The sequence below is a fragment of the Nocardiopsis kunsanensis DSM 44524 genome (assembly GCF_000340965.1).
Classification (GTDB): Bacteria; Actinomycetota; Actinomycetes; order Streptosporangiales; family Streptosporangiaceae; genus Nocardiopsis; species Nocardiopsis kunsanensis.
This window is the reverse complement of record NZ_ANAY01000040.1, coordinates 1-13,735: the sequence shown is the minus strand read 5'-3', so window position 1 is coordinate 13,735 and position 13,735 is coordinate 1. Positions and strand designations below refer to the sequence as shown.

The following is a 13,735-nucleotide window of genomic DNA, read 5'->3' as shown; positions in this document are numbered from 1 at the left end:
CGGGTGCGAAATGTGCGAGAGAGACTTCGGGGGCCGCTCACACGTCCCCGAAGTGACATGACCCTGTCCCTGCGCCGAACGGCTATGGACTTCTCCCTGGCCCTGGCGTACCCAGAAGGGACCAGAGGCCTTGCCGGCCCCGCTCCCCTCGGGCCGGACCCGTGACGACCGGATTGGACTGCCATGGCCAACGCGTGGATGCCCGGCGCGCAACGACTCACCGGGGGGAACGAACACGCGCCGCCGGGCGCGGGCGCCCCCCGGGCGGTGTGGACCGTGACCGACACGGACCCCGACCGGGGAACGGGGGCGGCCCGTTCGGAGGCCGAACGCCTGGTCTCGGAGGGCCGTGCCCCGCACCTGGTGTGGCACCCGCTCTCCGGCGAGACCGTGCAGATCCTGGCGGCCACACGCCGCAGCGAACTGCCCCTGGGCGAGACCCGGTACTACGAGCAGTACGTCGACCACGCCGACGAGGGACGGGTGTGCCTGGTGGTGGCGGTGGTGGCGCGGCGCAGTGTTCCCTTCACCGACGGCCCGATGCTGGGCCTGACCGCGATCATGGACTGGCTGGGTTCGTGGGGGGTGGTACGGCGGTGGCCGTCCGGCCCCCCGGGGACGGAGGTCGCCGACCGCGACCGGCTCGCGCGCGAGCGCACGGTGCGTATGTGGGCGCGCGGTGGGCATTTCGGCCACGACCAGGTCCCGGGGTCTCACCTCCCCGGCCCCGGACTCCTGGACGTGGGGCATCTCCTCACCCCCGAGGCCGGGGAAAACGGACTGCACACCTCCGATAACGCACGCGTCACAGCAATCACGTGAAATTCGGCTACCTAACCAGAAAAGGAACACCTACTGACAAACGTCACTAATCGGGTACCGCTGGTTAAGCGCGCAGCCAAAACCCCTTAGTCTGTCCGCCATGGGTGGATCTATCGAGCCGGGTTGGTACGCGGACCCGCAGGGCGACGCACAGACGCTCAGATGGTGGAACGGTGACGAGTGGACGCGCCATACCCGTTCACTGAGCGAACTCCAGGGCGGAGGCGGGGACGTCGAGGACGACGAACCCCCCACGACCCGGCTCGACGGCACCGCAACGGGTGACGACGAGGAAGGAACCGTGCGTCTGGGTACGTCCGGACCGGAACCCCGACCAGTCGAGGAGGAGCCCGGCACCGTACGCATCAGCCCCTCCGGCCCCCGACCCCCGGAACAAGCCTCCTCCCCCGCGCCGTCCCACCAGTCCCCCACCCCGGCCGAGGACGAGCCCAGCACCGTACGCATCAGCCCCTCCGACCTGCCCGACCGGGGAGACGCGTCGGAAAGCGACGACGAGCTGCCGACCGCAGACCTGACCGACGGCGACGAGGTCCCCACCGCCGATCTGGCCGACCAGCTCCGCGACTCCCGGGATCCCGACCCCGAACGGACCGCCCCGGACTCCGGACCGGACGGGACGGACCCCGTCGGCCAGGCCCCGCGTACCGCCGTGTTCGACCCCGAGAGCCCCGCCGGCGGCCAGGACGCGCCCCGTACCGCGGTCTTCGACCCCGGCGCCGCGGGCGGGGCCGGTGACGCGGGGAACTCCGGCGGCGTGGCCGGAACCGCGGTCTTCGACCCGAACGACCCGGCCTTCTCCGGCGGAGCACCCGGTCAGGGGCCCCAGAGCGAGGAGGGCAGCAAGAAGGGCGGCCGGTTCAACCAACTCCTGGGCAGCATCAAGGAGGGCTGGGCCGACCTGTCCGAGGAGCGCCGCGAGCAGCGCGACGAGGCGGCCAAGCGCAAGGCCGACGAGGAGCGTGCCCAGCAGGAGGCCGGGGCCCAGCGCCAGGCCGGGACCCAGGCCGCCCAGCAGCCGCAGTCCGCCGCCCCCGAGCCCGGGGCACCGGCGGCGGGGGAGGTCTCCTCCGAGCAGGCCCCGGTACAGGAGCAGCAGGGCCCCGCTCAGGGTGAGCCCCCGGCGCAGCCCGGCGAGGCCCCCGGCCACGGCGGTGCAGCCCCCGGTGCCGCCGCCGCAAGTGGCGCGCAGACCCCCGGGAATGCGCCCAGCGGCGCACAACCCGCACCCGCGAGCGGCCCCCAGCAGGGTTGGGCCCCCGGTCAGCCCCCGCAGGCCCCGGGTTCCGGTCCCCAGTACGGTGCCGGTGTTCCCCCGTACCCGCCTTCGGGCCCGCAGCCCGGCCACCACCCCCAGTACCAGTCCGGAGGACAGCCTCCCCATCCCGGTGGGCAGAACCCCTACTCCGGCGGGCAGCAGGGCTTCGGCCCGCCCCGGCCCGGGGCTTATCCCCCGCCCGGTGGATATCCGCCGCACGGCCCCATGGGCGGTCCGGGACAACCCCCGCCGCCCGGAGCACCGATGGGCCACCCCGGTGGGCCCGGTGGACCCGGCGGCCCGCCTCCCGGCCCGATGGGGCACCCCGGCGGGCCGCCGCCCGGTGGTCCGGGTGGTCCCGGGGGGCCGCCGCACGGCGCGTACCCGCCCGGACCCATGGGCGGCCCCGCCGGCGGCCAGCCGCCCGGTCCCGGACACCAGGGACCTCAGCCCCCGCCGTGGGGCCCCACCGGCGGCCACGGGGGCGCACACCCCTATCCGGGCTCCGGTCCGCAACAGCCCCCGCGGAAGAAGAAGCGGAGCGGGTGCGGCTGCGGGTGCCTCGTCCTGGCCCTGATCGTGGTGGTCGCGCTGGTCGCGACCTACCTGCAGGTGTGGGGCGTCTACGACTGGATGTACGAGCTCTTCGACGTCGGTTCTCCCCGGCAGTTCGTCTGGGACTGATCCCGGCGCGGTCCCGTGGCGGCTCTCGGCCGCCACGGGAGCAGGGTCCGGGGCGGGCGCGCATGTGCGTGCCCGCCCCGACGCATGCGGTCCCGCACCACGGGTGCGCGCGGCGGTGCACACGCGTGTGCCCGTACGTGTGCCCGAGGCCGAACGGCGTACCCGGCCGCTTTCCGTGGCACTTAAGCTGACCCGTATGAATGACAGTTTGGTGTGGATCGACTGCGAGATGACGGGCCTGGACTTCGAGAACGATGCGCTGATCGAAGTGGCCTGTCTGATCACCGACGGGGAACTCAACATCCTCGACGAGGGCATCGACGTGGTGGTCAAACCCCCGCAGGCCGCACTGGACGGCATGGGCGACTTCGTGCGCGACATGCACACCACCTCCGGGCTCCTCGATGAGCTCGACAAGGGCCTCACACTCCAGGAGGCCGAGAACGCAGTCCTGGAGCACATCCGCCAGTACGTGCGCGAACCCGGCAAGGCACCCCTGTGCGGGAACTCCATCGCCACGGACCGCACCTTCCTGGCACGCGACATGAAACGCATCGACGAATTCCTGCACTACCGGATGATCGACGTGTCCTCGATCAAGGAACTCCTGCGCCGCTGGTTCCCGCGCGTCTACTACGCCGGGCCGGAGAAGGCCGGCGGCCACCGCGCCCTCGCAGACATCACCGAGAGCATCCACGAGCTGCGGTACTACCGCGCCGCCGGCTTCGTTCCCGAGCCCGGACCGAGCACCGCGGTGGCCCGCGCCGTGGCCGCCGACATCACCGAGGGCGGTGACGGCAAGCAGGCCCGGGAGGCGGCGTCGGCAGCCGAGGCCGCCGGGCTCGAGGAGAAGTGACCGAAGCACTCCTCCGGATGGGCTAGGATTGAAACGTACGCAGGGCCGAGAGGCCAGGCGCACATGGTGGGTGTAGCTCAGTCGGTAGAGCACTTGGTTGTGGTCCAAGAAGCCGCGGGTTCAAGTCCCGTCACTCACCCAGAGGGAAAGGCCCCGACCGGAAGGTCGGGGCCTTTCGCGTGTACGGGGGCGGGGACAGCGGACCGGTTCAGCGCCCGGTGGCGTTCAGGTAGCGCAGGACCGCGGCGACCCGCCGGTCCGACCGGTCGTCGGGCGCCAGTCCGAGCTTGCCGAAAATACTACGGATGTGCTTGTGCACGGCCCCGTCAGTGACAGCCATCCGCTCGGCTATCGCGCTGTTGCCCATCCCCTCAGCCATGAGGGCCAGGACCTCGCGCTCGCGGGTGCTGAGTCCGGACAGGGCGTCATCGGCGTGTTTGCGGACGAAGAGCTGAGCCACCACCTCCGGATCGATGGCGGTCTCTCCGCCGGCGACCCGGCGCAGGACGTCGAGGAACTGTTCGACCCGGCCGACACGCCCCTTGAACAGGTAACCGATACCGGAAGTCCCGCTCTCCATCAGTTCCGTGGCGAAGGACCGTTCGACCCAGGCCGACAGCACCAGGACCGGCAACCCCGCTCGGACACGGCGGGCCTGTTTCACCGCCCTGATGCCCTCATCGGTGTAGGTCGGGGGCATCCGTACGTCGACGATGGCGATGTCGGGCCGGTGCTCGGCCACTGCTTCCACCAACGCGTCGACCTCGCCGACGGCTGCGACGGTCTCGAACCCCTCGTCCCGCAGCAGGGCCGCCATCCCCTCCCGTAGCAGGGCGTCGTCCTCGGCGATCACGATCCGCACGGCAGCTCCAATCCGATCTCGGTCGGCCCGCCGACGGGGCTGTCCACGGTGAGTGTGCCGTCGTGTGCCTCCACGCGGCGACGGACCCCCGCCAGGCCGGACCCGGCTCGCTCGTCCGCGCCTCCCCGTCCGTTGTCATGGACGCGGGCGTGCAATCTGTCTCCGTCCCTGGCGACACGGATCCGGGCCCGGTCGGCACCACTGTGCCTCGTGATGTTGGTGACGGCTTCGGCCACCGCGAAGTAGACCGTCGCCTCGATGGAGGAAGCCATCGGACCACAGTCTCCGACATCGACGGTGCAGGGGACCGAGCAACCGGGGGCCAGAGCAGTCAGTGCCCCCTCCAGGTCGTTGTTCTCCAGGGCCGGGGGGAGAATGCTGCGCACCACCCCCCGTAACTCGGCCAGAGCCTCCTCCGCTGCGGCCTGAGCCTGTTCCATCGCCTCCTCCGCGCGCTCCGGATCGGTCCACAGGGCCCGGCGTGCCGCGCCCGTGCGGATGATGGCGGCCACCAGCCGATTCTGCGCCCCGTCGTGCAGGGAGCGCTCGATCCTGCGGAGTTCCGCCGTGTGCGACCGCAACGCGGCAGCTCTGGTCTCGGTGAGGACCGTGATGCGCTCGGCCAGGACCGCCTGTATGCGAGGCCGCAGGAAACAACGTCCGGGGCACGACTGGAGCAGGGCCAAGAACGGCAGCACACCGAACGTGACCGCTCCCCAGCCCGCCCCGAGCAGTCCGACGGCCAGGGCCTCGGACCAGGTGTGCACGGGTACGCCGATGGAGGCCCCGGCCGTCTCTGGGGGCAGCAGCCGCCACCACAGGGGGAACGTGCTGTCACGGACGGCGATGATCGGCAGGACGACCCCGAGGAACCCGGTCAACAGGCCCAGGGTGGCGTGACAGAACAACCAGAGCAGTTCGCGCCGGACCCGGGGCCGGGACACCAGGGCCCGCAACGCCTCTCCTGGACCGCTCGGGTGATCGAACGCCGCGGGTGACGGTACTGACGTCCCCCACCGGGAGAGACGGTGGCGTTCCCGGTCGGCGACCTTACTGATCAGCCGCAGGGCAACGGGCAGCAGGAGCAGGCCCACACCCAGCGGGCTCGCAAGGAGAACGGCAGCGAGGACGGAGAGGCAGAACAGTGCCATCAAGGCGGTGATCAGTCCGCCGGCGAGGCGCTCCATACTCAGGAAGACGTTGTTGAACCCGATCGCCATGAGTTCACGGAGCGGCCTGGTGGCGTTGTTCGTGGGGGGCATGTTCTTTTCCTGGCCGGAGCCGCATGTGCAATGCGCAACCATACCGGCAGGAGCTCCCGCACGGCAGCAGGAAGGGGAAAGGTACAGCCTGCTGTACCCGGAACCGTCCAGTGCGCGGGATCGACCCACCGGTGCCCGGCCCCTAGGGTTGTGCGGGTATGTTCCGTGTCCCCGGCTGCGTCCACCCCCTGTCCTGCCGCCCGAGGCCCCCAGGAGAATGAGATGAGCGATCCCTACCGCTTCACGCAGAGTCCGAGCCGCTCTGGGGGCCGGAACGGCGACACCTCTCCGCGCCGGAGCCGACACACAGTGCGGGTGGTCCTGTGGCTGCTGATCGTCCTCGGGGCCGCAGCGAACGCAGCCACTTCCTTCGGACCCTTCCATCCGCTGGTCAGCGTGGCGTTCGGGTTGTCGACCGTCGTGTGCATCGTCCTGCTCATCATGCACCATGTACGCCACAGGAATTGATGCGTAAGCTGAGCGCATAAGCGGTAGCATTTCACTCTTACCGCTCGATCCGATGGAGCCTGCCCACACCGGGCGGGCATTTTTTATGACCGAAATCGGCCAATCGCCGGTGACGGTTATTACACTACCCTCCCGAAACATACCTCAGCGTATTCTCCATTGCTCCGTCGGCACCCCGGGGTGACCCAGGACACATTAACAGGACCGTTCGCCTTTCACCGGAATCGCCTCCGAAAAGAGTGGCTGACACCGCCCGGCCAGCGAATACCGAAAGGCGGCGACCCCACCTGGGACAAAGGGCGCGCCAGAACCCTCACCGCTCGCAAGTATCCCCGGACGGGCAAAAACACAGGTCAGAGAAGCACAGGAGCCGACCCTCCCCACGCTTGGCCCCGCTGGACCGCGCCCGCCACCAACGAAAAATGAACAGCATGCACCTTTCGATTCATTTATTGAGGCGCAACTGAGGCAAATCGCACGACATCGGAGCGCGCAGCCTCCCGTACCACAGGATCAACCCATGAAGTGCCTTTTCAGGAAACAACCGGATCCCTTGACGCCCCTCGAAGGTATGGTGAAGTATCTGGCCGTCGGTAATGCTGGCTACATCTTCAGCCACCCGCGCATCAGACGGATCCATCATTCTCTGTTCACCATGGGAGATGGCGTGATTACAGAAATTTCGCGGCTCTTCGAAGGGCTGGCCCACAAAGCACTGGTTCCCGGAGCGCAGCTTTCCTTCTACCACGACGGCGGACTGCACGAACTCACCATGGGTGTCGAGCACACCGGCACAGGCGCCCCCGTCACTGCCCGTTCGCGTTTCGCCTACGGCTCGGTCTCCAAGATCTTCACCGCGGCACTCGTTCTCCAGCTGGTCGAGGACGGCGACATCGACCTCGACACTCCGGTGCCCGCCTACCTGCCGGGACTGGGCCACCCCGACGGCCACCCGGTCCACGCGATGACCCCCCGACAGCTGCTGAGCCACACCGCGGGCCTGGTCTCCGACCACGACGAGGGGTCCGTCAGATCCGCCTCCCTGCGCCGCCAAGCCATGTCCCTCCTGGAGCAGGGGCCGGTCAGCACACCCGGGACCGCCTTCTCCTACTCCAACAGCGCCTACTCCCTGGCGGCCTACCTGGTGGAGGCCGTCATTGGCCAGAACTGGTGGGAGACTCTGGAGTCGCACCTGCTCCTCCCCGCCGACCTGGATCTGGCCTTCGTCCATGACGCCCGCGACCCCGGGGCCGCCTCCACGGCCGTCAGCGGCCACACCGTCGACCCCGCCTCGGGTTCGGTCGACGCGGTCATCCCCTACGTCGAACCTGCCCTGACTCCGGCCGGCGGTCTGGCCGGAAGCGCCACCGACCTGGTGAACTTCGGCCGCGCCTTCATGTCCCCCGAGGACGCGGCACTGGACACCGACATCGCCGACCCGCGGATCCTGCACGAGATGGGCCGTTCGGTTCCGGCCGCCGACCCGTTCGGTCTGGCCGACGGCTGGGGCGCCGGCTGGGCTCTGCACTTGGCCGGCGACCGGCTCTGGTACGGCCACGACGGCACGTTGGAGGGCAGCACCTGCAACCTCCGCGTTGACCCCGAAGGGGGCACCGCTCTGGCCCTGACCACCAACGGCACCTCCGGTCTGCAGCTCTGGGAGGAACTGGTGGTCGGCCTGCGCGACCTGGGCCTGGATCTGGGCCATTACCGCCAGTCGGCCCCCCGAAGCCCGGAAGCGGTCACCCGCGAGGAGATCACCGGGCGATACGTCAACGGCGACCTGAAGGTCGATGTCACCCGGCTGGGCTCCGACGAGTTCTGGTTCGGCCTGGCCAACGGGTTCTCCGGTCCCCTGACCGCGACCTCTGACCTGAATTTCTCCGTCACCGTGGGAGACCTCGGCGGCATCTCCTTCACCGGCCGTTTCCTCCCCGCCCCCCAGGCCCCGGGAACGATCGCATCGATGCAGTACAACGGCCGCACGCTCCGCCGGACACCGCTCCCGGTCCGTTCACAGGTCTGAGCTGCCCGCCCTCTTCCTCCCTCCCCTCCGCGACCTCTGTCATCGGTTCGCCGCTCCCCCATACCGAGCCCAGGAGTAGTTGATCGTGCTGTCCTCACAGAACCTGTCCGTCCCCACCTCGTTCTCCGGGCAGGGACGCGGGGCCGACGGCCCCTCGGCAACTGTTCCCGAAGCGTTCGCCGAACAGGTGGCCCGCGCCCCGCACGCGGTCGCGGTCTCAGGGCCGGACGGCGAACTGTCCTACACCGAGCTCGACACTGCCTCGGCCGCCGTGGCCGCACGGCTGCGCGCGCACGGGACCGGCACCGAGTCCCCGGTACTCCTGGCCCTGGAGCGGGGCACACACGTGATCACGGCAATGCTCGGGGTGTTGCGCGCGGGCACGGCCTACGTCCCGGTCCGCACCGATGACCCGGACGAGCGGATCCTGCATTTGGCCCGGAAGACCGGAGCGAGCTGCATGGTGGTCGACTCCTCCACGGCCGCACACGTCCCGGATCGGTCCGGCTTGTCCGTGGTGCACGTGGACGAGGTGCTCCCGCCCGGAACCCTCGGGGCCGATCCGGTACGTATCCGCCCGGAGAGTCTGGCATATGTGATGTTCACGTCCGGATCGACCGGCGCCCCCAAGGGGGTCATGGTCACCCACGACGACATCGTCCGGTTGGCCAAGGACCACCGCTGGAGCAGCGGTGGCCACGAGCGGGTGCTTTTCCACTCCTCCCATGCCTTCGACGCAGCCACCTACGAGATCTGGGCGCCACTGCTCAACGGCGGCACCGTCGTGGTCGCCCCGCCCGGGTACTTGGATGCCGAGGGGTTCGCGGCCGTGGTGCAGCGGTATGCCGTCACTGCCACGTTCGTGACGGCTTCCCTGTTCAGTCTGTACGCCTCCCAGGACCCGGCCTGTTTCACCGGGATGCGGGAAGTACTCAGCGGCGGTGAGGCCGCCAACCCCGGGGCCTTGGAACGTGTCCGTGACGCGTGTCCGGGCCTGCTGGTCTCCAACGCCTACGGTCCGACCGAGACGACCACGTTCGCCAACCACTTCTCGTTGGCGGACGGGGGGCCTGCCCCTTCCCCGGTCCCGATCGGCGGCCCGCTCGACGGGATGCGCTCCTACGTGCTGGACGAACTGCTGCGGCCCGTCCCGACCGGCGCGGTCGGTGAACTCTACGTCGGCGGTGCAGGTGTGGCCCGCGGATACCACGACCGTCCTGCGCTGACCGCCGAGCGGTTCGTGGCCGACCCCTTCGGATCCGGCGGACGCCTCTACCGCACCGGCGACCTCGCCCGCTGGAACCATGACGGCCAGCTGGAATACAACGGCCGTGCCGACGACCAGGTCAAGATCCGGGGTTTTCGCATCGAGCTCGGTGAGGTCGAGACGGCCCTGCTGCGCCGGCCCGAGATCACCGAGGCAGCGGTACTCGTGCACCGATCGGCCTCCGGGGTCCGGCAGCTGGTGGGTTACGTCGTGGGCCCGAACGGCGCCCCCACCGGGCAGGACCTCGAAGAGGTCCAGGACGCTCTGGGCCGTCAGCTCCCGGCGTACATGGTGCCCCAGGTCCTGGTACCGCTCAAGAGGATGCCGTTGAACGCCAACGGCAAGGCGGACCGGCGTGCACTGCCCGAGCCGGACCTGGCAGCGAGGAACCGGGAAGAGTACGTGGCCCCGCGTTCACAGCTGGAGCAAGGGCTGACCGAGGTGTTCGCCTCCGTGCTGGGCACCGAGAAGGTCGGCGTGCACGACGACTTCTTCGCCCTGGGCGGCGACTCCATCCTGGCGCTGCGTACTCTGTCCCGGATCGAGGACCGGTTGGGCACGACCCTGGACCGGCGGGTGCTGTTCACCCTGCCGACCCCTGCCCTGCTCGCGGCCCGGGGCGCCGAAGTGGCGACCCCCGTCCAGCCGATCGTACGTACCGGTAGGGAACGTCCTCTTCCCTTGTCGGCGGCTCAACGCCGCTTGTGGTTCCTGTACCAGCACGATCCTGGCAGCGTCGAGTACTACACCGGTTCCGCTTACCAGCTACTCGGCCGGCTCCACATTCCTGCGCTGCAGGAGGCCCTCAACAGGCTTCAACGTCGACACGAGGTCCTCCGCACCACCTACGCCGACTCCGAGCAGGGCCCCGTCCAGTCCGTCCGCCGACCGTGGCCCGGTCACGAACTGTTGGACCAGCACGTGCTGGAGGGGGACGGCCGGAACCACTGGGAACAGCTGACGGAGGTACTCACCGCCGAGGTGGAACGGCCGTTCGACCTCGTGGAAGGCACACCCTTCCGTGCTCTCCTGGTCCGGCTCGCGGACGACGAGCACGTACTGGTGCTGAGCATCCACCACATCGCCTGCGACGGTTGGTCGGTGGACCTCCTCACCCGGGACCTGGCCGCGCTCTACCGGGAGGAAGTGGAGGGCCGTTCCGGGCAGGGGACCGAGGGCGAGCAGCTGGACTACGCCGACTTCGCGGTCTGGGAGCAGGACCGCTGGAGCAAGGACAGGACACGCGACCGTCTGGAGTTCTGGCACCGGGAGCTGGGGGAGGTCCAGGCACTGGACCTCCCCACGGACCGGCCGCGCCCGGAGGTCCGTACCACGGCGGGTGCTGTGCACCGCATGGACCTGGGTCCGGAACTGACCCGAGCTCTCGAAGAGCTCGGGCACCGGCGTGGGACGACCCTGTTCACCACGCTCACCGCACTCACCCAACTGCTGCTGTCCACCGCTTCGGGCAGTCAGGACATCACACTCGGTGTGGCTTCGGCCGGGCGGGAGCATCCCCAGGTCGACGACATGGTCGGCTTCTTCGTCAACTCCGTGGCGATCAGGTCGCAGGTCGCCCCTTCCTCCACGCTCGAGGGTTTCCTGGACCGAGTGCACCGGACCACCGTCTCAGCGCTGGATCACGAACTGCCCCTCGAGTTGATCGTGGACGCGGTGATGGACGAACGCGACCCGAGCCGTACCCCGCTCTTCCAAGCCCTCATGGTGCTCCAGAACGCCCACTCCGGGGAGCTCGCCCTGCCCGGAGTGGACGTGTACCCCGTGGACCTGCCGCGCACCTCGTCCTTGTTCGACCTGGTCTTCGAGTTCACTGAGCAGGACGACGGGCTGCGTCTGTACCTGGAGTACAACACCGACCTCTACGATGCCGCCCGGATCACCGCGTTGGCCGAAGGCCTCCGGACCATCGCCGAACTGATGGGGTCCGCCCCCGATCTGACGGTGGCCCGGCTCGACATCAGCCCGGAGGAAGAGCGCCGTACCTTGTCCTCCTGGCAGGGGGAGGGGACCGAAGGACCCCTGGTCACCGTCCCCGAGGTTTTCGCCGAGCGGGTGCGCAACCATCCCGAGAAAACCGCTCTCATCGGCGACAGCACGCAGTGGTCCTACGCTGAGCTGGACCGGCGGGCCGAGGAGGTCGCCGATCACCTGCGCGCCCACGGGGCCGGCCACGAGACCCGGGTGTTCCTGTCCATGCCGCGCTCGCCACACGTCGTGGTCGCCATGCTCGGGGTCCTGAAAGCCGGAGCCACCTACGTCCCACTGCACGAGAGCGTCCCGGCCGAACGGGTCGCCGCCCTGGCCGCCGACAACGGGGTGGACACCGCGATCACCGACCCGGGGATGCTGGAGCTGTACACCGGTCTCCCCGTCACCGTGCACCGCTACGGCCCGGCCGGGCTCACCGCATCGGCCGAGCATCCACCGAAACAGCCGGCCCTCGGCCACGCCGAGGCTCCCGAGCAGGCCCGGCCGGGCTCGGCCGCCTATGTGATGTTCACGTCCGGCTCCACCGGCAAGCCCAAGGGTGTGGTGGTCGACCACCGCAACATCGTGGCCCTGACCCGCGACACCCGCTGGACCGACGCGCACGGACGGGTCCTGTTCCACTCCCCGCACGCCTTCGACGCGGCCACCTACGAAGTCTGGACTCCCCTACTCAATGGCGGAACCGTGGTGGTCGCCCCCGAGCACGGGATCACCGCCGACAGGGTCCGAGCCGGCGTGGACGAGCACGGGGTCACCGCGCTCTTTTTGACCACGGCCCTGTTCAACCTGTTCGCCCAGCAGGATCCCGCTTGCTTCTCCGGGTTGCGTCAGGTGTGGACCGGCGGTGAGGCCGCCGACCCGGCCTCCTTCACCCGGGTCTTGGAAGCCTGTGAGGACACCGAGATCGTGCACGTCTACGGCCCGACCGAGACCACCACGTTCGCCACCTGCGTCCCCATCGCTCCGGGACGCGCACGGGAGGGGAACTGCCCGATCGGCCGCCCCATGGACGGCACCGGCACCTACGTGTTGGACGGCGCGCTGCGGCCGGTCCCGGCCGGCGTGGTCGGCGAACTCTACATCTCCGGCAATGGTGTAGCACGCGGCTACGACCGGCGACCGGAACTGACCGCCGAGCGGTTCGTCGCCGACCCCTTCGGGTCCGGCGGACGCCTCTACCGCACCGGCGACCTGGTCCGGTGGCAGGCTGACGGGCAGATCGAGTTCGTCGGCCGCGCCGACGGACAGATCAAACTCCGCGGCCACCGCATCGAACTCGGTGAGGTCTATGCGGCGCTGCTGCGTTGTCCCGAAGTCGCCGAGGCAGTGGTACTCGTGCACCGATCTGCCTCCGGCGGCCGGTACCTGCTCGGTTACGTCGTGGGCCCGAACGGCTCCCCCACCGGGCAGGATCTCGAGGAGGTGCGGGGCGACCTGGGCCGTCAGCTCCCGGCGTACATGGTGCCCCAGGTGCTGGTGCCGCTCGAGACGATGCCGCTGAACGCCAACGGCAAGGTGGACCGCCGAGCACTGCCCGAGCCGCCCACCGAGGGGAACGGTGAGGGTCGCTTCGTTGCTCCGCGTTCGGAGGTGGAGCGGGAGCTGGGCGAAGTGTTCGCGTCCGTGCTGGGCACCGAGGAGATCGGCGTGCACGACGACTTCTTCGCCCTGGGCGGCGACTCCATCCTGAGTATCCAGCTGGTCTCGCGCGCCCGCCGGGCAGGCATCACCCTGACCTCCAAACAGGTCTTCTCCCACCCCAGCATCGCGGCCCTGGCCCGGGTCGCCCGGACCGATCAGGACACCGAACCCACCTGGACCGGACCGGTCTCCGGCCCGGTGACCACCACCCCCATCATGCGGTGGTTCCTGCAGACCCACCCGGTGGCTCTGGAACACTTCAACATGTCAGTGCTGCTCGATCTGGCGGAGGACGCCGACACCGACGCACTGGCCCGGGTGGCCGAAGCGCTCCTGGAGCACCACGACATGCTCCGGCTCCGGATGGATGCTTCGGGCAACGTCCGGATCGACGAGGCCGGGGAAGTCGGACCGGCCGTGGAGACGATGGACCTGGCCGGCTTCCCCGCAGACCGGTCCGAGGAAGCGATGACCGAGCGCGTTCACTCGGCCCAGTCCTCACTCGACCCGGCCACCGGTCCCATGGTGCGGATGGTGTTGTTCACCGGCCAGAACCCGCCC

9 protein-coding genes and 1 tRNA gene are annotated in these 13,735 nt (G+C 69.6%); 7 read left to right on the top strand and 3 right to left on the bottom strand.

The window, feature by feature from the left end; all coding sequences use genetic code 11:
* The first annotated feature begins 183 nt into the window (after positions 1–183).
* The 4 genes from D456_RS0120515 (at position 184) to D456_RS0120500 (ending at position 3,777) form a co-directional block, all read left to right on the top strand.
* Positions 184–822, top strand: coding sequence for a hypothetical protein (locus tag D456_RS0120515; RefSeq protein ID WP_017578052.1), 639 nt, complete (start codon positions 184–186; stop codon positions 820–822).
* Between the two features lie 100 nt (positions 823–922).
* Complete coding sequence (locus tag D456_RS27640) at positions 923–2,782, top strand: DUF2510 domain-containing protein (RefSeq protein ID WP_239643892.1); 1,860 nt, start codon at positions 923–925, stop codon at positions 2,780–2,782.
* Positions 2,783–2,978: 196 nt separating this feature from the next.
* The gene (orn, locus tag D456_RS0120505) at positions 2,979–3,638 is read left to right on the top strand and encodes an oligoribonuclease (protein ID WP_040699768.1); all 660 of its coding nucleotides are present in this window, start codon (positions 2,979–2,981) and stop codon (positions 3,636–3,638) included.
* A 66-nt stretch (positions 3,639–3,704) separates the two neighbouring features.
* Positions 3,705–3,777 (top strand) — tRNA-His (locus D456_RS0120500).
* A 69-nt stretch (positions 3,778–3,846) separates the two neighbouring features.
* Here D456_RS0120500 and D456_RS0120495 read toward each other — a convergent pair.
* Together D456_RS0120495 and D456_RS0120490 are read right to left on the bottom strand one after the other, a co-directional pair.
* Positions 3,847–4,500: a response regulator transcription factor gene (locus tag D456_RS0120495; protein WP_017578050.1), complete on the bottom strand. Its 654-nt coding sequence runs from the start codon at positions 4,498–4,500 to the stop codon at positions 3,847–3,849.
* Positions 4,488–5,762 carry a sensor histidine kinase gene (locus D456_RS0120490; protein ID WP_017578049.1) on the bottom strand — a complete coding sequence of 425 codons (1,275 nt, stop codon included), beginning with the start codon at positions 5,760–5,762 and terminating at the stop codon, positions 4,488–4,490. Before D456_RS0120490 ends, D456_RS0120495 begins: the two co-directional genes overlap by 13 nt.
* A 222-nt stretch (positions 5,763–5,984) precedes the next feature.
* On the opposite strand from D456_RS0120490, the gene D456_RS26700 reads away from it, so the two are divergent.
* A complete protein-coding gene (locus tag D456_RS26700; protein ID WP_040699766.1) occupies positions 5,985–6,230 on the top strand; it encodes a hypothetical protein in 246 nt (81 codons plus the stop codon).
* Between the two features lie 445 nt (positions 6,231–6,675).
* Here the strand turns inward: D456_RS26700 and D456_RS27290 are convergent, their stop codons facing one another.
* On the bottom strand, positions 6,676–6,849 hold the full coding sequence (locus D456_RS27290) for a hypothetical protein (RefSeq protein ID WP_204366792.1): 174 nt from the start codon (positions 6,847–6,849) through the stop codon (positions 6,676–6,678).
* A gap of 48 nt (positions 6,850–6,897) precedes the next feature.
* Here D456_RS27290 and D456_RS0120480 point away from each other — a divergent pair, with 48 nt between their 5' ends.
* Both D456_RS0120480 and D456_RS24660 read left to right on the top strand, forming a co-directional pair.
* Positions 6,898–8,256, top strand: coding sequence for a serine hydrolase domain-containing protein (locus tag D456_RS0120480; RefSeq protein WP_152442634.1), 1,359 nt, complete (start codon positions 6,898–6,900; stop codon positions 8,254–8,256).
* A gap of 85 nt (positions 8,257–8,341) precedes the next feature.
* On the top strand, positions 8,342–13,735 hold a 5,394-nt coding region (locus D456_RS24660), incomplete at its 3' end, for a non-ribosomal peptide synthetase (RefSeq protein WP_160166742.1).

Excerpts from the sequence above, each read along its gene's own strand:
- orn (WP_040699768.1), top strand. The coding sequence starts at position 2,979 with ATGAATGACAGTTTGGTGTGGATCGACTGCGAGATGACGGGCCTGGAC.
- D456_RS27640 (WP_239643892.1), top strand. The coding sequence starts at position 923 with ATGGGTGGATCTATCGAGCCGGGTTGGTACGCGGACCCGCAGGGCGAC.
- D456_RS0120490 (WP_017578049.1), bottom strand. The coding sequence starts at position 5,762 with ATGCCCCCCACGAACAACGCCACCAGGCCGCTCCGTGAACTCATGGCG.
- D456_RS0120515 (WP_017578052.1), top strand. The coding sequence starts at position 184 with ATGGCCAACGCGTGGATGCCCGGCGCGCAACGACTCACCGGGGGGAAC.
- D456_RS26700 (WP_040699766.1), top strand. The coding sequence starts at position 5,985 with ATGAGCGATCCCTACCGCTTCACGCAGAGTCCGAGCCGCTCTGGGGGC.